We start from the raw sequence: 20,010 nt of genomic DNA, 5'->3' as shown, positions 1-20,010 counted from the left end.
AGAGAGATTCCTGATTATGCCGATCCGGGAGAGTGCACCACTACTTCATAGATGGTGCCATGAAACTTGCCTGCATCCGCCGGAACACGCGTAAACCAGATCAAAACGTACTGCCCGCTTGCCGCCTGATCAGGGGTCAGTGTGGTCTTGCCTGCCGCGTCCTTCTCGGTCGCCACCGTCTTCAGAGCGCCGAGATCGGGCGAGTCGCCGACCTTGAGCTCGACGGTCGCGCCGGGCGTATCGGCCAGCGTAGCCACCACGTCGCTGATCTGAACGGACTTGCCCATGTCCAGCAGCAGGCCTACACCCTTCTTGAGGTTGCCCAGCTCGGCGCTGGTGTAGCCCTCGGTCTCCCAGAAGGTGCTGGGCTTGCCGTCGATGGCCAGCCCGGCCTTGTCCGACTTCTCGTCGTTGTCGCCGAGCGGGTCGAAGCCCTGGGCCTTCTCCGGCTCGGCGGCCTGGACAGGGGTCGAAGCCGTGGCCGTGGTGGTCGGGGTGGCGCTCTTGGCCTCGGGGCCGGTCGGGCTGCCCAGGCTGCGGCCGATCGTCCAGGCGCCGACGCCGACCGCGGCGATGACGAGCAGCACCACCAGCGTCATCAACACCCTGTTGAGGGTGCTGCCGCCGCCGGACGGCCGCCGCGGCCGGGGGCCTGTGGGCCGCGACTGGGGGACGTGGAGGTGCTGGCGGTGGGCGATGTCCAGGCCCTCGGTGTGCGAGGCGGAGGCCACTGCGGGTGTCGAGGGGTAGGCGATCGGGATCGGCATGGGCCTGGCCACGTCGGCCAATGCCTCGGCGACCTCGGCCGGGCTGGACAGCGCGCCCTGGCCCTTGCGGGACTCGGGCAGGCACGCCCGCACCGTCACCGCGTCGAGGTAGCCCGGCACGCCGGCGGTGACCTGGCGGGGCGTGCAGAAGTGGCCGTCGGTCATGGGAGCGGCAGGCAGCCCGCCCTCTTCCTCGTCGCCCGGCCAGTGGCCGGTCAGGCCGGCGTAAAGCAGCCGGCCCAGCCCTTCGGCGTCGTCGAGCGCCGGCTGGTCGGTGGTCAGCCCGTACATGGCCGCATCGACGGCGACGCCGAGCACCTTGACCGTGTTTCCGGTCGTCCACACCAGGTGCGAGGGACGCAGGCACAGGTGGTAGAGCTTGGCCTTGTGGGCGTGCGCGAGCGCCTCGGCGGCCTCGGCGACCAGCCCGGCAGCGCGCTCGGGCTCCATCGGGCCGGAGGCCAGCAGGTCGATGAGGGTCTCGCCGGTGACCCACTCGCTCACGACATAGGCGTGCTTGTCGTCTTCGGCCGCGTCGAAGACCTGCGTCAGGCGCGGGTCGGTGAGCCGGCTCGCCGCGCGGGCGGCCGTGACGACCTCGTGCACGCGGGGGAAGTCCGGCGAGAAAGTATGCACGGCCACCGGACGGGCCAGGATCTCGTCAATGGCCTTCCACAAGGTGGCTCCGTCGGACTCGCTGACGCGGTCCTCGAGCCGGAAGCGCTCGGCGAGGCGGGTGCCGGGTTCGACGGCCGACGTGCTCACAGGCTCACTCCACTTGGCCGATCGGGCGTGCTCATGGTTCGACTCACCTGCGTGGTCGTGTCCCACGAAGGCACGCTATGCCGGGTGGATCCGCCCACGCCCCTCCTGCTTCCATTCGCGCGTGTCGGCCTCCATCGTAGTGCCGAGTTTCTTTACCGACCTACCCGTCTCGCGACCATCCCAACGATCGAGTTGACCTCTGGTATGCGCATTCTGTGCGCCACGCCGAGGTACAGCACCAGCCCGAGGCCCCCGCCGACGGCCAGAACGATCAGCGAATTGACGAAACCGAGACCGCCGAACACCTGCGTGACCACCCAGACCGCGGCCAGCGCCAGCACGGCCGTGGGCAGCGAGGCGAGATACATCCTGGTCAGCGCCATGCCGACGGCCCACCCGCCGAGCCCCTGCACCCGGCGGCCGGCCAGCCACCAGGCCAGGATCGCGCCCAGCCCGTACGCGACCGCGTACGCCAGAGCCAGCCCCATCACCGCGTACTCGGCCGGCAGCAGCACGTAGAAGACCACCATCAGCCCCGCGTTGACTGCCGTCGTGCCCGCCCCGACGAAGACCGGCGTCCGGGTGTCGCCGAAACTGTAGAAGACCCGCAGCAGCAGCTGGAACACCGAGAACGGCACCAGCGCGAGGCCGTAGACCTGCAGCACGTTGCCGATGTAGACCGCGTCCGCCACGGTGTTGGCCCCATGGCCGTAAATCGGCACGGTGATCGCCGGGCCGAGCACCATGAGCAGCAGCGACACCGGCACCATCATCGCGCAGACGAGCCGCACACTCGCCCCGAACTCGCTGCGCACGTCGTCGAAGCGGCCCTCCCCGACGGCCCGGCTCATCCGGGGCAGCATGGCCGTGATCACCGAGACGCCGATGACGCCGTACGGCAGCTGGAACAGCTGGAACGCCAGCGTGTAGGGGCTGATGCCGTGACCCGGCACCTCCACGCCGGCCTGGCTCGACAGATTGACGGTCAGCAAGAAACCCAGCTGGGTCACGATCACATAACCGATCGTCCAGATCCCGGCCTTGGCCATCTCGCCGAGCCGGGCGTTCCACACGTCGAAGCGCGGCACGAACGAGAAGCCGGCCCGGCGCAACGCGACGATCAGCACGGCCGCCTGCGCCACGATGCCGGCCGTGGTGCCCAGGCCGAGCAGCGCCAGATCCCCGTCGCTCACCCGATCGATGTCGCCCTTGGCCGAACTCACCACTGCGTAGGCCAGGAACACGCAGATGACGACGAGGTTGTTGACCACCGGCGCCCACATGGGAGCGCCGTAGCGGTCGCGGGTGTTGAGTATGGCGCCCGCCACCGCGCCCACCCCGAAGAACGCCAGCTGCGGCAGGATGAAACGGGCCAGCGTGGCCGCGACCTCGAACCTCGCGCTGCCCGGCGCCCAGTCGGTGTAGAGGTCGATGAGCAGCGGCGCGGCGAACACCGCGAGCACCGCGACGCCCACGAGCGTGACCGTGGCCACGGTCAGCAGCCGCTGCTCGTAGGCCTGGCCGCCGTCGGGGTCGTGCTGCTGCGCCCGGATGATCATCGGCACGATGACGCTGCTCAGCACCCCCAGAAGCAGCAGGTCGAGGATGCTGTACGGGATCGCGTACGCCGCGTTGTAGGAGTCGCCCAGAGCCGCCGTGCCGATGGCGTACGCGAGCACCATGGTCCGTACGAACCCGGTGACCCTGGACACCATCGTGCCCGCCGCCATGATGGCGCTGGCACGCAACATGCGGCTCATACGGTCTCACTTTCCCGGTTCCTGGAGGCCCGCGCGCTCTTGCGCTCCGACCTGCGCCGCACCACGCGCGTCACCACGGCGGCGAGCATCACGGTGAGCGCCGCCCCCACGATGACCGAGGCGACGCCGGTGTAGCCGGTGGTGCGGATGGTCAGCCGCTGCGGTTCGCCATAAGCCTTGCCGTCGGCGGTCTTGAGCTGGACCGTCACGGTCGTGTCGCCGCTGGTGCCACTGGTGGCGGTCATCGGCACCTGCACCGTGCCGCTCTGCCCGACGCCGATGGACAAGGGCTCGTCTTGCTTGAAGTTGACCTGCAGCAGCTTCTCGTTGTTGGACTTGACGTCGATGTACAGGGCGATGGGGGCGCCCAGGGAGTTGCGCACGCTGATGGGGACGACGCCGTTGCTGCCGGCCAGCGTCTTAGGCCGGTCGGGCCGTGCCTCGACGATCTCGACCTTGTCCATCCGCTCAGTGACGGCCGTGTTCACCCGGTTGGTCACCGAGCGGCCCATGCGCGTGCTGTTGCGCCAGGCCGACGAGGTCAGCCTGAGCACCGCCGCGTCGAAGCTCGACTGCGTCCTCGTCGTCGTGATCAGAGCCGTGAGCTGCGCCTTCGACGCGACTTCCTTGACCGGCCCCAGGTATTTGCCGCTCAGCTCTTCCTTGCGCGCCTCATCGGTGTAGGTCAGGCCGGCGCGCGGGACCGACGCCTTGCCCGGCTTGATGGACTCCAGCGAGGTCAGCTCCAGCCACGGCAGGCGGTTGGCGGCCTTGATCAGGCTGGTGACGAGCGTCGGGTTGGGATCCCAGCGTCGCGACGGGGCGACGACCAGCGACCTCGGCTGGGTTTGGCCGGCCTCTGCGGAGATCATCGCGGTCTCGGCGATGAAGCGCTGGGTGCTGAGCAGCACGGACGTGGGGGCCGTCGGCTCGAACAGGCGGCTCAGCTCGGCGTCCGCGACCAGCGCGGTGACCGGGCCGTTCACCGAGTCGAGCGTCGTGGCGGCGTCGGGTGTGAACGTGACCGGCGGCTGCGGCGGCAGGTTGGTCGAGTTGAGCAGGACCGTGCCCACCTTGTCGTCGCTGACTGAGAGCAGGTCGAGTGCGTCGGGGTCGAGCAATCCGGCGGCCGGCCAGTTGACGGTGGTCTTCACGTCGTCGCGGTTGAGCAACGCCTTCGCCTTCTGCCCGCCTAGCTGGATCGCTCTGTTAGGCAGGTCGTCCAGCCCTTGGTGCGCGAGCGCGGCCACGTCGGGATCGGCGTAGGGGACCGCGACCACGGGGGAGGCGGCCAGCGCGGTGCGCATGGACGTCAGCCACTGCCCGGCTTCGGCGTTGGCCGGCTTGCGCTCCGCGCCGTCCTTGGTCCTGACCCGGTAGTTTCTCGTCATCATGTCGAGGTCGTCGAGCAGTGCGGGGTCGACGAACCACGTGACGCTGCTGGGCGCGGACTGGGCGATGGTCGCCACGTCGGCCAGCCGCCCCTTGCCGGTGATCGACTGGCTCAGCTTGTCGTCGACGAACAGGGCCTCGCCGTTCGCCCCCGCCGCCGGGTCGACGTCGGTCGCCCGGTGCGGCTGGTCGATGACGGGCAGCGCGATGGCCATCTTGTTGCGCGGTGGCTTGGGCACCGTGGTCGGCGCGTAGGTGAGGTAGGTCCGCTGGGCCGCCAGTGAGACCAGGTTTTGCGACACGTCCACGGCGATCGGGTAGACGCCGAACTCGCGCAGGCCCAGCTGCACGGGCGTCGCCGTGAACTCCCAGCGCGCCGTCTGGCCGGGCGCGAGCGGCGGGATGTCCTTGGCCGAGTTGCTGGAGGGCGTGCTCGGCAGCGTCGCGGTGGTCTGATCGGTCTGGTAGGCCGCCATCAAGGCGCGGTCGGTGAACTTCTGCGCCGTATAACGCAGCCGTACGCGCAACCCCGACTGCGGCGCGCCGGTGTCGTTGCGCACCGTGCCGGTGAACTTGATCACATCGGTCAGGTTCTTCGGGATGTCCGGAGTGATCGACGAGATCGTCACGGCGAACGATTGCCTGCTCGTGATCGCGGCAGCCGTGCTCGGCGCCGCGGCCACCATAGGGGCGAGCAACGCGGCGGACAGCACGGCGAGCAGCGTGGTCTTACGGATCACGCGGATGCCCGAGCTGGAGGACGACGACGCACGCCCGCAATGCTACGGGTTCAGTGCCGCCGCGCGACCGCCTCACGTGATCCTCTGGGGCGTGTGCTGCACAGGTCGACCGTCTTGCCTGGCAGAAGGGTCAGCAGGTCGAGCGCGCGAATGGCGAGGGCGGTGTGGCGTTCGCCGGTGGCGGAGAAGACGGGCTCGGTGTCGGCGCGTAGCCGGTCGTCGATGAGCATCGGCAGCGACTCCGGCAGCAGCAGCGGGCAGACCAGCCCGTGGGCGTAGTCGGTGGCCGCGTTGACGATGTGGGCCGGGGCCGGCCGCACCTGGCGCATGCCCAGCAGTCCGCCTACGGCTCCTGGACGTGGGGGAGTCGCGACCGAGGAGGCGACCGCGACGACGGCCTCGCCGCCGACCCTGGTGGCGACCTCGAAAACCGTGACCATCAGGCACCTCTCGGGCGCGGCGGAGAGCGTCTCGGGTAGTTCGTCCGCGCAAGTCATAGGGCGCGGAAGGCGTACGATCTCATGATGGACCTGGTGTGCGAGGAGCCAGCGGTGGATCGCGAGGGCGTCCTTCATATAGACCTCCTAGCCTCAGCCTCGTTGCCATGGCCCCCGACGGTCCCTTGACCGACGGTAACCCGGACCCGGTGTGGCTCGGGGGATATGTTCCGGAAGTTCAGACCGACAAAGGACCCGACCCGGTTTGTCCGACTCAACTTTGACCGAAAGCCAGCAGCGGGCCATGACCGACCTGTTCCGCAAGATCGCCCCGGTGGCCGACGAGCTCGGCCGCCTTTTCGCTGCGAAGGGCCACGAGCTGGCCCTCGTGGGCGGTCCCGTGCGCGACCTCCTGCTCGGCCGCAGCGGCAACGATCTCGACCTGACCACTGACGCCCGCCCCGAGCAGGTGCTGGAGATCATCAGGGCCTGGGCCGACGCGGTGTGGACGATCGGCATCGACTTCGGCACGGTCGGCCTGCGCAAGGGCAACTGGCTGCTCGAGATCACCACCTACCGCAGCGAGGCCTACGACCCGAAGTCGCGCAAGCCCGAGGTCATGTACGGCGAGACGCTGGAGACCGATCTGGAGCGGCGTGACTTCGCGGTCAACGCCATGGCGGTGCGCCTGCCGGGACACGCGTTCGTCGACCCGTACGGCGGGCTCGGCGACCTGGCGGCCAAATTGCTGCGCACGCCCGGCACCCCCGAGCAGTCGTTCGGTGACGACCCGCTGCGCATGCTGCGTGCCGCCAGGTTCGCCTCGCAGCTCGGGTTCGCCGTGGACGCGCAGGCGGTGGCCGCCATGACCGCGATGGCCGAGCGCATCGAGATCGTCTCAGCCGAGCGCATCCGCGACGAGCTCGACAAGCTCGTCTGCGGCGCCAACCCGCGGGAGGGCCTGCGACTGCTGGTGGAGACCGGACTGGCCGCGCACGTGCTGCCCGAGCTGCCCAAGCTGCGCCTGGAGATCGACGAGCACCACCGGCACAAGGACGTCTACGAGCACTCGCTGACCGTGCTCGACCAGGCCATCGCGCAGGAGGAGGACGGCAAGCCGGACCGGATCCTGCGCTGGGCGGCGCTCCTGCACGACATCGGCAAGCCGAAGACCCGCCGTCACGAGGCGGGCGGGCGGGTGTCGTTCCACCACCACGAGGTGGTCGGCGCTCAGCTGACCAAGAAGCGCATGAGCGAGCTGAAGTTCCCCAAGGACGTGGTGTCCGACGTCGCCCGGCTGGTTGAGCTGCACCTGCGCTTCCACGGCTACGGGACGGGCGAGTGGACCGACAGCGCCGTGCGCCGCTACGTACGCGACGCCGGGCACCTGCTGGACCGGCTGCACAAGCTGACCAGGGCCGACTGCACCACGCGCAACAAGCGCAAGGCGGCCGCGCTGTCGCGGACCTACGACCACCTCGAGGAGCGCATCGCCAGGCTCGCCGAGGAAGAAGAGCTGGCCAAGATCAGGCCTGAGCTCGACGGCAACGAGATCCAGCGCATCCTGGGCATCGGGCCCGGGCCGGTGGTGGGGCAGGCATACAAGTTCCTGCTCGAGCTCAGGCTCGACAAGGGCATGATCGGCAAGGAGGCGGCTACCGAGGCCCTGCAGGAGTGGGCGCGGGCGAACGCCGCGGGCGCGTGATCATCCGGTAGGCCATCGCCGCGATCTGGTAGCCGATCGCGGCGATGGCGACCGCGAGGTAGGACTTGCCGTTCGCGGGCAGGATCATCGCCGACAGGCCCGCGGCGAGGACGTACATGCCGTTGAACAGCATGTCGTAGATCGAGAACGCGCGGCCCAGGTAGATGTCCTCGACATCGCGCTGGACCGTGGTGTCGGCGCAGATCTTGACGCTCTGCCCGGCCACGCCCAGCACGAACCCCGCGATCGGCAGCCCCCACTCCTGGAACGGCAGCACCAGCGCCGCCGTCAGCACGCCGGCCGCCGACAGCGCGATCGGCACCCAGCGCTCGATCGTGAACCGCTCGGTCGCGTACGGGGTGACGATCACGGCCAGGAAGTAGCCGACGGCGGAGGTGGCCACGACCAGGCTGACTCCCCCCAGCGCGGCGTCGGGGTCGCCGTCGTAGAAGTAGTAGCGGTAGAGGATGATGCCCAGCGCGGTCGCCATCCCGTAGAAGAAGCGGTGCGCGGCCATCGCGCCTATGGTGGCGGCCGCGACGCGATGATTGACCAGGTGCTTCGCGCCGTCCACGAGGCCGGCGACCACATGGCGCACCGCCTCGCGCGCCTGCGGCCTGCTGGGGTCGGACTCCGGCCCGAGCAGGCGGCGGTCCATCGTCCGCGCGACCAGCGCGCTCAGCCCGAACACCACGCCCGAGATGATCAGCAGCAGCGCCACGCCCTGGTCGTCGCCCCCGAAGACCTTCCGCAGCAGGAAGCCGACCCCGGCGCCCAAGAACGTCACCACGGTGCCCGACGTGGGCACGACCGCGTTGGCCGCCATGAGCCGGTCGGCGGGCACCACGTGCGGCAGCGAGGCGCCGAGCGAGGCCAGGAAGAACCGGTTGACGCCGAGCACCGCCAGCGCCGCCCCGTAGAAAGCGGCGTCGGGTACGTCGGCCGCCACGAGCCCGGCGGCGACCAGCAGCAGCGCGCCGCGCACGAACGGCGCCACCACCAGGATCTGCCGCCGCGACCAGCGGTCGATGAACACGCCGACGAACGGGCCGAGGATGCTGTACGGCAACAGCAGCACCGCCAGGCCCGCGGCCACCTGGAGCGCGGTCGTCTGGCTCTCAGGGCTGAAGAAGGCGAAGCCGGTCACGCCGAACTGGAAGATCCCGTCCGAGAACTGGGAGACCAGTCGCGTGCCGAACAACCTTCTGAAATCTCTGCCGCGGAGCACCACGCGGAGGTCGGCGACGAATGACACGCCGCCAGCCTAGCCAAGCGGCCGTCCTCTAGGATGAGGCACTGGTAGGCACAGGGTTCCAAGTGGTCGTCATGATCTCGTACGCTTCATAGCGTGACGATCGAGGAACACGTCGTGCTGGTCGACCGTGACGGCCGCGCGCTCGGCACCGCGCCCAAGACGTCGGTGCACGGTCGCGAGACGCCGCTCCATCTGGCGTTCTCCAGCTACGTCTTCGATCATGAAGGCCACGTACTGCTCACCAGGCGTGCCGATCACAAGCTCACGTGGCCCGGGGTCTGGACCAACAGCTGCTGCGGTCACCCGCTGCCCGGGGAGGCGCTGGAGTGGGCCGTCGTACGCCGGCTCTCCTACGAGCTCGGGCTCGCGGCCGAGCGGGTGGATCTGCTGCTGCCCGCCTTCGCTTACCGGGCCGTCATGGCCAACGGCATTGTCGAGCACGAGCTCTGCCCGGTCTATCGCGTCATGGTCGACGGTCCCGTCGCGCCGAACCCGGAGGAGGTGGGGGAGGCGCGGTGGATGCCGTGGAAGGAGTTCGCCGAGGGGGTCCAGAGCGGGCTGCTGGCGATCTCGCCTTGGTGCCGGGAGCAGGTGCCGCTGCTGATGGAGCTCGGCTCCGACCCGCTGACCTGGAAACCCGCCTCGCCGGCCGACCTCCCCTTGGCGGCCCGCCTCTAGCCGGTCCCACGCCCCTGGCCTGCCCGCCGAGTTCCCCGACTCTCCCTCAGGACCCGCGCGACTCGACAGCGCGCTTGTTCACAGGCCGGCCGGGGCAGGTGGGCGTAAGTGGCGGGGATGCAGATTCGCGATGCTGGCCCATGGGCGGCCGAGTGGCGATGTCGCCCAGTCGTCGGCGCCCTATGCGTGTGAGGCGTGTCCGTGTGCAGGGATGCACCTGAGCGAAGGTGCGCCAGGAAACAGGCGTGGACCGGGAAACGCAAGGCGCCGCCCCCGAGCGTGGGCGCGGCGCCGTGGACAGGGTGGTCAGCGGATCAGCGCTCGACCTCACCCCGGATGAACTTCTCGACGTAGTCCCGAGCCTCATCGTCGGAGAACTGCTGGGGCGGCGACTTCATGAAGTACGACGACGCCGACAGGATCGGCCCGCCGATGCCCCGGTCCAGCGCGATCTTGGCGGCCCGGACGGCGTCGATGATGATGCCGGCCGAATTGGGCGAGTCCCAAACCTCGAGCTTGTACTCGAGATTGAGCGGAGTGTCGCCGAACGACCGCCCCTCGAGCCGCACGTACGCCCACTTGCGGTCGTCCAGCCACGGCACGTGGTCCGACGGCCCGATGTGCACGTCGGCCTTGCCCATCTCGTGCGGGATCTGCGAGGTGACCGACTGCGTCTTGGAGATCTTCTTGGACTGGAGCCGCTTGCGCTCCAGCATGTTCATGAAGTCCATGTTGCCGCCGAAGTTGAGCTGATAGGTGCGCAGCAGCTCAACGCCACGGTCCTCGAACAGCTTGGCCAGCACGCGGTGCGTGATCGTGGCGCCGACCTGCGACTTGATGTCGTCGCCGACGATCGGCACCCCGGCCTCGGTGAACTTCTCCGCCCACTCCGGGTCGGAGGCGATGAAGACCGGCAGCGCGTTCACGAACGCCACACCCGCGTCGATGGCGCACTGCGCGTAGAAACGGTCCGCCTCCTCCGAGCCCACGGGAAGGTAGGAGACCAGGACGTCGACCTGGGCCTCCCGGAGCACCTGGACCACATCGACGGGCGCCTCGTCGGACTCCTCGATGATCTCTTGGTAGAACTCACCCAGGCCGTCGAAGGTATGACCGCGCTGGACGGTCACCCCCAGCGGCGGCACATCCGTGATCTTGATCGTGTTGTTCTCGCTGGCGACGATCGCCTCGGACAGATCCCGTCCGACCTTCTTGGCGTCAACGTCGAACGCCGCGACGAACTCGACGTCGCCGACGTGGTAGTCGCCGAACTTCACGTGCATCAGGCCCGGGACCCGTACGTCCGGGTCGGCGTCCCTGTAGTAGTGAACGCCCTGGACCAGCGACGACGCGCAGTTGCCGACACCGACAATGGCCACGCGAACCGAACCCATCGCACTCGCTCCCTTACTCATCAGTTGACGTGGTATCTCTTTCGGGCCTCTCCTCAGAGGAGGCCCGACGCTCCGTTGCGATCAGCTCGTTCAGCCAGCGCACCTCGCGCTCGACCGACTCGAGCCCATGACGCTGCAGCTCGAGCGTGTAACTGTCGAGGCGCTCCCTGGTGCGCGCCAGCGCCGTCCGCACGGCGTCGAGCCGCTCCTCAAGCCGGCTACGGCGGCCTTCGAGTATGCGCAAGCGCACCTCTGCCTCGGTGTGCCGGAAGAACGCGAAGTGCACACCGAAGCTCTCGTCCTCCCACGCGGAAGGCCCGGCCTGCGTCAGCATCTCCTGCAGCCGTTCCTTGCCCTCCGCGGTCAGCTTGTAAACGATCTTTGATCTGCCCCCGACGATCGTGGCGGGAGCAGGTTGCTCCTCCGCGATGAGCCCCTGGGCCAGAAGCGATCGAAGACAAGGGTAGAGCGAGCCGTAGGAGAACGCGCGGAACATCCCCAGCAGGGCGTTGAGCCGTTTGCGCAGCTCATAGCCGTGGAGGGGAGTCTCGTGCAGCGACCCGAGCACGGCCAGTTCCAAGACCCTGCCCTGTCCGCCGGCCATGGGGAACCGCCCTCCTCTCGCGTCGATGTATCGAGCCGATACATCTCCAGGATACGTCTCCTCGCTATATCGCTGCAATCTGCTGATTTGCCAAGTCGTTGGGACGATCCGCAGAAACGCCGTAGTCTGACGCTCATGTGGTCACAGCGAAGGGTGGTGGATTACGGCCTCGCAAAAAGGGCGGTGGTCCGCTCCTTCCGCGCCGGGCGTACCTCGCGCGGCGACCTCTGTGACGCACAGCCCTACCTCCTTCGCGCGGCGCGCCACTTCGGCGAGCCAACCGAACGCCTCTGCCCGGTCTGCGAGAGGGAGAACGTCACCAACGTGACCTATGTCTACGGGGATGCGCTCGGACGGCATGCCGGACAGGCAAAGGTCGCATCGGAACTCGTCGCCATGGCTCATGATTACGATGAGTTCCGGGTGTACGTCGTCGAGGTCTGCCAAGGTTGTTCCTGGAACCACCTGACGGTTTCGTACGTCCTCGGCAACGGACCGCCTGACCTCAACGGCCAAGCGTGAAGATCGAGGGCGGCGAGGAACCTCACGCCCAACCGCCGTTTTTGTTCCGACGACAGTGCGAGGACGTGTGAGTAACAGCATGAATGAGGGGACGGCTCGCCCAGGAAGGCGCCGTCGGTCCAGCTCATCCCGTTCTGTGCCCCAGGGTTCTCCACCGCAAACCGGCGAATCCCCCGGGGGTCCCGGCCAGGCGCAGCGTCGTCCGGAAGCCGCCTTCGAGCAGACGGGCGCCATGGCCGCGCAGCCGTACGACGGCCCGCCGCCCCGGCGTGAGGACCCCGCGCCCCAGCGCGGTGAGCAGCCGCCGCCGCCCCGCTCGCGTTCGCGTGCCCGTCAGGACACGCACACGGTGAGTAATCAGGACACCATGGTCGCCGAGGGTCCCCGGCGCTCGCGCAGGCGGGCGGCGCAGAGCGGGCCACCGGAGCCGCCCGGCCCACCGGGGCCGCCGAAGAAGACCCGCGGTGGCGGGGGCTGGCGCAGGTTCGTGCCCAGCTGGAAGGTCATCGTGGCCGGCGTCGTGGTGATCATGGCCGGCCTCTTCGGCATGATCATGGTGGCGTACGCCAACACCGAGGTGCCCACCGGCACCCAGGACGCGGCGACCGCGCAGCAGAGCACGATTTATTACAGCGACGGAAAAAGAGAGATCGCCCGGCTCGGCATGAAGCGTGAGAGCGTCAAGCTCCACCAGATGTCGCAGACCGTCAGGGACGCGACGATCGCCATCGAGAACCAGACCTTCTATGAAGACTCCGGTATCTCGATCCCCGGCATGGTTCGTTCCCTGTGGATGACCGCGACCGGCCAGCAGCTCCAGGGCGCCTCGACCATCACCCAGCAGATGGCCCGCAACTACTTCGACGGCCTCAGCCAGGAAGTGTCGATCAAGCGTAAGGTCAACGAGATCTTCGTGGCCGTCAAGCTCGACGACACCATGTCGAAGGACGAGATCCTTCAGACCTATCTGAACACGGTCAACTTCGGCCGGGCCTACGGCGTCCAGGCCGCCGCGAGGGCGTACTTCGGCAAGCACGTCACCGCCGCGAAGCTGACCCCCGAGCAGAGCGCCTACCTGGCCGCGCGTATCCAGCAGCCGAACTGGCAGGCCGACGAGCCCGCGCTCAGGGCCCGCTTCAAGAACGTCATCGACAACATGGCCGAGCTCTGGCCCGACAAGTACGGCCAGCTCAAGCAGACCGCTCAGTTCCCGAAGACGACGAAGTACAAGGACAGCAACGTGCTGGGCGGCCTCAAGGGCTACATGGTGGAGGAGGTCCTGAGGGAGCTGGAGCCCCGCGGCCTCACCTCCGACGAGATCGAGAGCGGCGGCTACAAGATCGTCACCACCTTCGACAAGGATCTCATGCAGGCGGCGAAGGAGGCCGTCACGACCACGATGAGGGGGATGAACAAGGAGTTCCACGCCGGACTGGCCGCGGTGGACCCGAGGAACGGCCGCGTGGTGGCGTTCTACGGCGGCTCCGACTACGTCACCGACCCGTGGAACGAGCCCTTCGAGTCCAAGAAGCAGGCGGCCTCCGCGTTCAAGCCGTACGTGCTGGCCGCCTGGCTGCAGGCCGGCTACTCGCTCAAGAGCTACGTGCCTGGCAGCGAGACGGTGCCGGAGAAGATCCCCGGCTTCGAGCGCGGCATCAGGAACAGCCACAACGTGGGCCGCGCCGTCGACGTGGTCAAGGCCACCGCCGACTCGGTCAACACCGCGTTCGTCTCCATGGCCTACGCCCTGCCCAACAAGATCGACGACCTGAAGAACCTCGTCGAGGCGGCCGGGTTCAACCAGAAGGACATGGAAAAGGACATCGCGGACCACCAGTATCAGTTCGCCATCGGTAGTGCCCCGGTGACCCCGGTCGAGCAGGCCGCCGGCTACGCGATCTTCGCCAACGGCGGCAAGTACACCCGCTATCACGTGGTCAAGGAAGTCAGGGACCCCACCGGCAGGGTCGGCTGGCGCGAGCAGATGGTCAGCAAGCGGGTCGTCGACCCCGGCGTCGCGGCCGACGCCACGGTGGCCATGCAGGCGGTCCTCCAGAGAGGCACCGCGAGGGGCCAGGGCCTGGGCAGCCGCCCGGCGGCCGGCAAGACCGGGACGAACAACGACGAGAACGGCGCCTGGTTCGTCGGTTACACGCCTCAATACTCCACCGCGGTCGGCTTCTACCGCGAGGAGTGCAGGACCAAGACCGGCAAGGTGGTCGAGCCCCAGCACAACAACTGCCCGTGGTACCGGGGCAAGGATCCGGCCAAGGAGAAGAAGTACACGCCGGCCAATCCGTACACCACGCCCTACGAGGTGTCCCTGGAGTTCGAGGGCGCCGGTCCGCCCACCGCCGCGTGGCGGAAGTTCATGCTGCTCGCGCACGAGGGCAAGCCGATCGAGCAGTTCCCGCAGAAGGCCGAGATCGGCACACCCGAGAACATCGTGCCGAGCCCGACGCCCACGCCGACGCCCAGCGCCGACGACGATCCGTTCACCGATGATGACCCGTTCGCCGACGACCCGGGCAACAGCGACAACGGTTGCCTCTTCCCTCCGTGCGGCAACACCGACAACGGAGGCGGGCCTCCCGTCGACGACGGCACCACTGACGACGGGTTCCCGCAGGGCGGCGACGACGGAGGCGGCTTGGGCGGCGGCGTGGCGCCGGCCCCGCGGCCCTCTGGCCGGATAGAGGGGCAGTGACGAGCACTGAGGCACGCGTCCCCCTGCTGGCGCGTGCCGTGCCGTACCTTCCCCTGGGCGTGATCGCGGCCCTGGGGGCGACGCTCGCGTACGTGGTGCGGCTGCCGTGCCGCACCGGGGGCTGGAACGACCAGGTCACGACATACACGAACTTCTGCTACACCGACATCTACCCTCTCTACTTCGACCGGCAACTGGCCACCGAAAACCCCTATTTCGCCAACGTCACCTTCGACAAGCAGGTCGAGTACCCGGTGGTGCTGGGCGAGGTCATGCAGGTGATCAGCTGGATCGCCCGGGCTCTGGAGGTCGACAGGGTCGCGCAGGCGGTCAGGTTCTACGACCTGACGGTGATCCTGCTCGGCATGTGCCTCGTGGCCGGCGTGCTGCTGATGGCGGCGGTGGCCGGGCCGACGCGGCGGTGGGACGCGCTCTGGTACGCGATCTCGCCGGCCGTGGTGCTGGCCGCGTACATCAACTGGGACCTTGTCGCGGGCGCGCTGTCGATGGGCATGCTGCTGGCCTGGGCGCGGCGCCGGCACGTGCTGGCCGGAGTGCTGCTGGGGCTGGCGATCGCGACGAAGTTCTACCCGCTCATGTTCGTGGGCGCGTTGTTCCTGCTCACGTGGCGTACCGGGCGATGGCGGCCGTTCCTTGTCACGATGGCCTCGGCGGTGGGCGCATGGATTGTGGTCAACGCGCCGTTCATGATCTTCGCTTGGGAGGGGTGGCGCCGGTTCTACGTCTTCTCCCAGGAGCGCGGGATCGACTGGGGCTCGCCGTGGTTGTTCTTCCAGAACAAGGGCTGGCCCATCCTCGGTGAGTGGGACGTCAGCACGCTCGGCATGGTGTCGCTGGCCCTCCTGTGCCTGGGCATCGCCGTGCTGACGCTGGCCGCGCCGCGCCGGCCGCGGCTGGCGCAGATCTGCTTCCTGGCGCTGGCCGCCTTCATGATGACGAACAAGGTGTGGTCGCCGCAGTTCGTGCTCTGGCTGGTGCCGTTCGCCGTGCTGGCCAGGCCCAACTGGAAGCCGCTCGCGCTCTGGCAGCTGGCCGAGGTCTGGTACTTCGCCGCCATCTGGCTCTATCTGCTGTCCCAGCCGCCGCTGGACCGGGACGACTTGGGCATCGGTGATGACACGTACTTCACAGCCGTCTGGGGTCGCATCATCACCATCGGGATCATGATGGCGTTCGTGGTGCGGGACATCCTGCGGCCGGACAAGGACGTGGTGAGGCAGGCCGACATCGACGACCAAGGGGGCGGTGTCTTCGACGACGCGCCTGATCGGTTCACGCTGGCGTCCGCCGTACGATGATCACCCGCTCGGCCCGCCGGGACGCGTTGCTGCTCTGGTTCGGCTCGCGGGCGGGGCTGCTGATCGCGACGTTGTTCGGCGCGACGCTGGGCGAATACCTGGATAAGTGGCGCAAGTGGGATGCCGGGCTGTTCATCACGATCGCCCAGTACGGCTACGACGGCGAGCCCGGCAGGCCGCCGGACGAAGGGCTGCCCGCGTTCTTCCCCGGCCTGCCCGCGGTGCTGCGGCTGGTGCACTTCATGGTGCCGGACTGGGCGGCGGCCGGGCTGCTGGTCTCGTTGGTCGCGGGCGCGGTGGCCATGGTGGCGCTGGCCAGGCTGGCCGAGTTCGAGGGCGCGAACGGGTGGATGGCGGTGCTGGCGCTGCTGGCCTTCCCCATGGCGGTGTTCCTGGTCGCGGGCTACAGCGAGGCGCTCTTCCTGGCCTTCGCCATTCCCGCGTGGCTGGCCGCCAGGCAGGGACACTGGGCGCAGGCCGTGCTGCTCGCGGCGGGCGCTTCGTGCGTGCGGATCACGGGATTGTTCCTGGCGCTCGCGCTCGTCGTGGAGTTCGCCGTGAGCCGTGAGTCGCCGCGGCGGGCCGGCTGGCTGGTCGTGCCGTTCCTGCCGCTGATGGCGTACTCGTATTACCACTACAGCAGGTCGGGTGACTGGCTGGCGTGGAAGCACGCGCAGGAGTCCGGCTGGGGGCGCGAGTTCGAGTGGCCGTGGGAGGCGTGGCAGACGACATGGCGTTCGGCGATGGGGACCGACGACTTCGCGGTGGCCTTCCGTATGGAGATCGCCGGAGCCGTGGTGGCCGTGGCGGTGCTGGTGTGGCTGCTCGTGCTGCGTCGGTGGAGCGAGCTGGCCTATACGGGGGCGCAGGCCGCGGCGCTGATGACCTCGGCGTACTACCTGTCGATCCCGCGTTCGCTGGTGTTGTGGTTCCCGCTGTGGGTGCTGGTCGCCAAGGTCGGGACGAGGAAGGCGTGGGTGCTCGCGCTCTACGGGCTGATCTCGGGGCCGCTCATGATCGTGAACACCGCCCGGTTCCTCAGTGGGGCGTGGGCGGGCTGATACGTATACCCGCTTCTCCGTCTCGGTAATCCAGGGAAGTTATCCACAGGCTGTGTGTATTGCCTAGAGGTTTTTCCTCAGGAACGCGATGTCGTCAGCCTGGCCGACGGCGGGCGTCTCGACCACGATCGGCGCCCCGGCCGCCCGGCAGACCGCCAGGATCAGCTCAGAGTCGATCTTCCCCTGGCCCAGGTTGGCGTGGCGGTCGGCGCCCGAGTCGAAGTCGTCGCGCGAGTCGTTGCAGTGGACCAGATCGATGCGGCCGGTGATGGCCTTGACCCGGTCGACCAGGTCGACCAGCTCCTCGCCGCCCGCGTGGGCGTGGCAGGTGTCGAGGCAGAAGCCCACGTCGAAGCCGTCGAGCGCGTCCCAGAGCCGGGCGATGCGCTCCAGCTTGCGCGCCATCGCGTTGCCGCCGCCCGCGGTGTTCTCGATCAGGACGGGGATCGGGCACTCCATGCGCTCGAACACCTTGCGCCAGTTGTCGAACCCCTTCTGGGGGTCGTCGTCCTTGTTGACGTGGCCGCCGTGCACGATCAGCGCCTTGGCGCCGAGCCCCGCGGCGGCCTGCAGGTGCTGCTCCAGCAGCTTGCGGCTGGGGATCCTGATGCGGTTGTTGGTGGTCGCCACGTTGATCAGGTAAGGCGCGTGGATGTAGATGTCCACGCCCTCGACCGGCTTGGCGGGCAGCACGGGCTTGTCGTATCCCTGGGGGTCGCCGAGGAAGAACTGCACCACCTCGGCCCCGACCGCCTCGGCGTGAGCGGCGGGGTCGTCCTGATCGACATGAGCTCCGATGCGCACCATGCCCCCGAGCTTAACCGGAGGGGCGAGCCTGGGGCGGAGCCCCGTGCGAGCGCGACCATGAGCGCGTTTGCTCTGACAGCGTCAGGGCAGTCGCAAGGCGCCCCCTACCCGAGGAGAAACGATATGGCAGGCTGGCGCTGGCGGGCGCTGATCTTATTCATTTACGTGGCGATCGGGATCTACGTGGCCTGGGTCTACGACTACATCACGGTCGGGCTGCTGAGGGACCTCGCGGAGGCGTTGCTCGCGGTGTTCCTCTGGTTCCTGGTCCTGCTCGGCATAGATCTGCACATTGGATGAACGACACAGGAGAACGGCCCCGGAATTCCCATGGAACCGGGGCCGTCCCTCGTCAGTGGGGGAGGAATCCGCCGTGGGCGATGCCGAGCGCGGCCCCCACGAACGATCCCACGAGTCCGACGATGTTGAGCGAACGTTGCGGCGTGGTCGCGGAGAGGTATTGAGAGTAGAGACCCACGCCGAAGCCGAATGTGCCGAACCAGGCCGAGATGGCGTGCGCGGAGGTCCAGAACGTCGAGACGAACGCTACGACGCCGCACACGAATGTGACGACGGCCAGGACGTTCTCGACGGGGTGTGAACGTCCGTCCGTGTTGAGCGTGAGCCTGAACCGCTCCCTCTCGGAGGGTTGGAGCACATGTGGCACAGCCACCACCCCCTTAGGTTTCCTAGAGGCCTTCCCACGTACTCGTGGCTGGTAACCTGGACAAGCTGCGTTGTGATGGGTGACCCGTCGCCCCGAGGCACCGAAGTGGGTGCCCCGGTCCAAACGTCAGCGTCCTCCTGTCACGGCAGAGCGTCGTGACCGCAAGAGTCCAGAGGAGGTTGGAGTCCGCATGCGTCGTTACGAAGTAATGGTCATCCTGGACCCTTCGCTCGATGAGCGCACCGTCGCGCCGTCCCTCGACCAGTTCCTCACCGTGGTCCGCAATGACGGCGGCACCGTGGAGAAGGTCGACGTCTGGGGCCGTCGCCGGCTCGCCTACGACATCAACAAGAAGTCCGAGGGCATCTACGCCGTCATCGACCTGTCGGCGGAGCCCGCGACGGTCAAGGAGCTCGACCGCCAGATGAACCTCAACGAGGGCATCCTGCGCACCAAGGTCCTGCGTCCGGACGTGCACTAACCCCGGCTTTTTGTCGGGGAACACCCGTAGTCTGAGCCGTAACCCAAGCGAAGGCGTGCAGGAAGGCGAGCGCTAGCCATGGCAGCAGGCGACACCGTAATCACCATCGTCGGCAATCTCGTCGACGACCCGGAGCTGCGCTTTACCCCGACGGGGCAAGCGGTGGCTCGATTCCGCATCGCATCCACTCCGCGGTTCATGGATCGCCAGACCAACGAGTGGAAGGATGGCGAGAGCCTCTTTCTGACCTGCAACGTGTGGCGGCAGGCGGCGGAGAACGCCGCCGAGAGCCTCCAGCGCGGCATGCGGGTCATCGTGCAGGGGCGGCTCAAGCAGCGGTCTTACGAGACCAAGGAAGGCGAGAAGCGCACGGTCTACGAGGTCGAGGTCGACGAGGTCGGCCCGTCCCTGCGCAACGCCACCGCCAAGGTCAACCGCACCTCCCGTCAGGGCGGTGGCGGCGGCGGCTTCGGCGGCGGTCCGGCCGACGACCCGTGGGCCTCCGCGACCCCCGCCCCGCCCCAGGGGGGCGGCGGCTACCAGGGTGGTGGCGGCGGCAACTACGGCGGCGGTGGCCAGCAGGCCAGCGGCGGCGGCTTCGGCGGCGGCGGCGGCAACGACTTCAGCGACGAGCCTCCCTTCTAGTCCACATCCACAAGTCCGAGTCCATTCCCGCCCCAAAGGCGGGGCTCTGAAAGGAGCACCACGATGGCTAAGCCGGCACTGCGCAAGCCCAAGAAGAAGGTTTGCCTGTTCTGCCACGACAAGATCTCCTACGTCGACTACAAGGACACGGCGCTGCTGCGGAAGTTCATCTCCGACCGCGGCAAGATCCGTGCGCGCCGGGTGACGGGCAACTGCACCCAGCACCAGCGCGACGTGGCGACCGCGATCAAGAACGCCCGTGAGGTGGCCCTGCTGCCCTACACGAGCACCGCGCGCTAAGGAG

The 20,010-nt window shown here is 68.3% G+C and carries 20 protein-coding genes; 10 read left to right on the top strand and 10 right to left on the bottom strand.

Features of this window, described 5'->3' with window-relative positions:
• Positions 1–14: 14 nt before the first annotated feature.
• From Q9G87_RS18260 to Q9G87_RS18245, 4 genes are all read right to left on the bottom strand, one after another.
• Complete coding sequence (locus Q9G87_RS18260; protein WP_305917568.1) at positions 15–1,532, bottom strand: protein kinase family protein; 1,518 nt, start codon at positions 1,530–1,532, stop codon at positions 15–17.
• 152 nt (positions 1,533–1,684) lie between these two features.
• Positions 1,685–3,292 carry a murein biosynthesis integral membrane protein MurJ gene (gene murJ / locus Q9G87_RS18255; RefSeq protein ID WP_305917567.1) on the bottom strand — a complete coding sequence of 536 codons (1,608 nt, stop codon included), beginning with the start codon at positions 3,290–3,292 and terminating at the stop codon, positions 1,685–1,687.
• Positions 3,289–5,424 carry a DUF6049 family protein gene (locus tag Q9G87_RS18250; protein ID WP_305917566.1) on the bottom strand — a complete coding sequence of 712 codons (2,136 nt, stop codon included), beginning with the start codon at positions 5,422–5,424 and terminating at the stop codon, positions 3,289–3,291. Before Q9G87_RS18250 ends, murJ begins: the two co-directional genes overlap by 4 nt.
• 50 nt (positions 5,425–5,474) lie before the next feature.
• Entirely contained in the window at positions 5,475–5,921 is a 447-nt protein-coding gene (locus Q9G87_RS18245; protein WP_305917737.1) for an aminoacyl-tRNA deacylase, read from the bottom strand.
• 244 nt (positions 5,922–6,165) lie between these two features.
• On the opposite strand from Q9G87_RS18245, the gene Q9G87_RS18240 reads away from it, so the two are divergent.
• Positions 6,166–7,566 carry a CCA tRNA nucleotidyltransferase gene (locus Q9G87_RS18240; protein WP_305917565.1) on the top strand — a complete coding sequence of 467 codons (1,401 nt, stop codon included), beginning with the start codon at positions 6,166–6,168 and terminating at the stop codon, positions 7,564–7,566.
• Here Q9G87_RS18240 and Q9G87_RS18235 read toward each other — a convergent pair.
• Positions 7,517–8,821 carry an MFS transporter gene (locus tag Q9G87_RS18235; protein ID WP_305917564.1) on the bottom strand — a complete coding sequence of 435 codons (1,305 nt, stop codon included), beginning with the start codon at positions 8,819–8,821 and terminating at the stop codon, positions 7,517–7,519. The two genes, Q9G87_RS18240 and Q9G87_RS18235, sit on opposite strands and share 50 nt — an antisense overlap.
• 93 nt (positions 8,822–8,914) lie before the next feature.
• On the opposite strand from Q9G87_RS18235, the gene idi reads away from it, so the two are divergent.
• Positions 8,915–9,499: an isopentenyl-diphosphate Delta-isomerase gene (idi, locus tag Q9G87_RS18230; protein WP_305917563.1), complete on the top strand. Its 585-nt coding sequence runs from the start codon at positions 8,915–8,917 to the stop codon at positions 9,497–9,499.
• 314 nt (positions 9,500–9,813) lie between these two features.
• Here the strand turns inward: idi and Q9G87_RS18225 are convergent, their stop codons facing one another.
• A complete protein-coding gene (locus tag Q9G87_RS18225) occupies positions 9,814–10,893 on the bottom strand; it encodes an inositol-3-phosphate synthase (RefSeq protein WP_305917562.1) in 1,080 nt (359 codons plus the stop codon).
• 13 nt (positions 10,894–10,906) lie between these two features.
• The gene (locus Q9G87_RS18220; protein WP_138667899.1) at positions 10,907–11,497 is read right to left on the bottom strand and encodes a PadR family transcriptional regulator; all 591 of its coding nucleotides are present in this window, start codon (positions 11,495–11,497) and stop codon (positions 10,907–10,909) included.
• 135 nt (positions 11,498–11,632) lie between these two features.
• Here Q9G87_RS18220 and Q9G87_RS18215 point away from each other — a divergent pair, with 135 nt between their 5' ends.
• A complete protein-coding gene (locus tag Q9G87_RS18215) occupies positions 11,633–12,019 on the top strand; it encodes a DUF5318 family protein (protein ID WP_305917561.1) in 387 nt (128 codons plus the stop codon).
• Positions 12,020–12,143: 124 nt separating this feature from the next.
• Here the strand turns inward: Q9G87_RS18215 and Q9G87_RS18210 are convergent, their stop codons facing one another.
• Complete coding sequence (locus Q9G87_RS18210) at positions 12,144–12,365, bottom strand: hypothetical protein (RefSeq protein ID WP_305917560.1); 222 nt, start codon at positions 12,363–12,365, stop codon at positions 12,144–12,146.
• 3 nt (positions 12,366–12,368) lie between these two features.
• On the opposite strand from Q9G87_RS18210, the gene Q9G87_RS18205 reads away from it, so the two are divergent.
• From Q9G87_RS18205 to Q9G87_RS18195, 3 genes are read left to right on the top strand one after another with little or no spacing between them, the layout of a single operon-like run.
• Positions 12,369–14,726, top strand: a complete 2,358-nt coding sequence (locus Q9G87_RS18205) for a transglycosylase domain-containing protein (protein WP_305917559.1) — start codon at positions 12,369–12,371, stop codon at positions 14,724–14,726.
• Complete coding sequence (locus Q9G87_RS18200) at positions 14,723–16,045, top strand: glycosyltransferase family 87 protein (protein ID WP_305917558.1); 1,323 nt, start codon at positions 14,723–14,725, stop codon at positions 16,043–16,045. Before Q9G87_RS18205 ends, Q9G87_RS18200 begins: the two co-directional genes overlap by 4 nt.
• The gene (locus tag Q9G87_RS18195) at positions 16,042–17,106 is read left to right on the top strand and encodes a mannosyltransferase family protein (RefSeq protein ID WP_305917557.1); all 1,065 of its coding nucleotides are present in this window, start codon (positions 16,042–16,044) and stop codon (positions 17,104–17,106) included. The genes Q9G87_RS18200 and Q9G87_RS18195 overlap by 4 nt, the downstream gene beginning before the upstream one ends.
• Before the next feature lie 63 nt (positions 17,107–17,169).
• Here Q9G87_RS18195 and Q9G87_RS18190 read toward each other — a convergent pair whose 3' ends face one another.
• The gene (locus Q9G87_RS18190; protein ID WP_305917556.1) at positions 17,170–17,913 is read right to left on the bottom strand and encodes a deoxyribonuclease IV; all 744 of its coding nucleotides are present in this window, start codon (positions 17,911–17,913) and stop codon (positions 17,170–17,172) included.
• A 123-nt stretch (positions 17,914–18,036) separates the two neighbouring features.
• Here Q9G87_RS18190 and Q9G87_RS18185 point away from each other — a divergent pair, with 123 nt between their 5' ends.
• Positions 18,037–18,213, top strand: coding sequence for a hypothetical protein (locus Q9G87_RS18185; protein ID WP_305917555.1), 177 nt, complete (start codon positions 18,037–18,039; stop codon positions 18,211–18,213).
• Positions 18,214–18,265: 52 nt separating this feature from the next.
• Here Q9G87_RS18185 and Q9G87_RS18180 read toward each other — a convergent pair whose 3' ends face one another.
• Positions 18,266–18,580: a UbiA prenyltransferase family protein gene (locus Q9G87_RS18180; protein WP_305917554.1), complete on the bottom strand. Its 315-nt coding sequence runs from the start codon at positions 18,578–18,580 to the stop codon at positions 18,266–18,268.
• Positions 18,581–18,770: 190 nt separating this feature from the next.
• On the opposite strand from Q9G87_RS18180, the gene rpsF reads away from it, so the two are divergent.
• From rpsF to rpsR, 3 genes are all read left to right on the top strand, one after another.
• Positions 18,771–19,061 (top strand): 30S ribosomal protein S6, encoded by a 291-nt coding sequence (rpsF, locus tag Q9G87_RS18175; protein WP_055504125.1) that lies wholly within the window; start codon positions 18,771–18,773, stop codon positions 19,059–19,061.
• Positions 19,062–19,139: 78 nt separating this feature from the next.
• Entirely contained in the window at positions 19,140–19,706 is a 567-nt protein-coding gene (locus Q9G87_RS18170) for a single-stranded DNA-binding protein (protein ID WP_305917553.1), read from the top strand.
• A gap of 63 nt (positions 19,707–19,769) precedes the next feature.
• Positions 19,770–20,006 carry a 30S ribosomal protein S18 gene (gene rpsR, locus Q9G87_RS18165; protein WP_020543048.1) on the top strand — a complete coding sequence of 79 codons (237 nt, stop codon included), beginning with the start codon at positions 19,770–19,772 and terminating at the stop codon, positions 20,004–20,006.
• The last annotated feature ends 4 nt before the right edge of the window (positions 20,007–20,010 follow it).

The sequence above is a fragment of the Nonomuraea turcica genome (assembly GCF_030718205.1).
Lineage (GTDB): Bacteria > Actinomycetota > Actinomycetes > Streptosporangiales > Streptosporangiaceae > Nonomuraea.
This window is presented reverse-complemented; position numbering and strand designations above follow the sequence as displayed.

What these genes read in the sequence shown, in the direction of transcription:
- murJ (WP_305917567.1), bottom strand. Translation starts at nt 3,292, where the DNA reads ATGAGCCGCATGTTGCGTGCCAGCGCCATCATGGCGGCGGGCACGATG.
- Q9G87_RS18245 (WP_305917737.1), bottom strand. Translation starts at nt 5,921, where the DNA reads ATGACTTGCGCGGACGAACTACCCGAGACGCTCTCCGCCGCGCCCGAG.
- Q9G87_RS18240 (WP_305917565.1), top strand. Translation starts at nt 6,166, where the DNA reads ATGACCGACCTGTTCCGCAAGATCGCCCCGGTGGCCGACGAGCTCGGC.
- Q9G87_RS18225 (WP_305917562.1), bottom strand. Translation starts at nt 10,893, where the DNA reads ATGGGTTCGGTTCGCGTGGCCATTGTCGGTGTCGGCAACTGCGCGTCG.
- Q9G87_RS18220 (WP_138667899.1), bottom strand. Translation starts at nt 11,497, where the DNA reads ATGGCCGGCGGACAGGGCAGGGTCTTGGAACTGGCCGTGCTCGGGTCG.
- Q9G87_RS18215 (WP_305917561.1), top strand. Translation starts at nt 11,633, where the DNA reads ATGTGGTCACAGCGAAGGGTGGTGGATTACGGCCTCGCAAAAAGGGCG.
- Q9G87_RS18195 (WP_305917557.1), top strand. Translation starts at nt 16,042, where the DNA reads ATGATCACCCGCTCGGCCCGCCGGGACGCGTTGCTGCTCTGGTTCGGC.
- Q9G87_RS18190 (WP_305917556.1), bottom strand. Translation starts at nt 17,913, where the DNA reads ATGGTGCGCATCGGAGCTCATGTCGATCAGGACGACCCCGCCGCTCAC.
- Q9G87_RS18185 (WP_305917555.1), top strand. Translation starts at nt 18,037, where the DNA reads ATGGCAGGCTGGCGCTGGCGGGCGCTGATCTTATTCATTTACGTGGCG.
- rpsF (WP_055504125.1), top strand. Translation starts at nt 18,771, where the DNA reads ATGCGTCGTTACGAAGTAATGGTCATCCTGGACCCTTCGCTCGATGAG.
- Q9G87_RS18170 (WP_305917553.1), top strand. Translation starts at nt 19,140, where the DNA reads ATGGCAGCAGGCGACACCGTAATCACCATCGTCGGCAATCTCGTCGAC.
- rpsR (WP_020543048.1), top strand. Translation starts at nt 19,770, where the DNA reads ATGGCTAAGCCGGCACTGCGCAAGCCCAAGAAGAAGGTTTGCCTGTTC.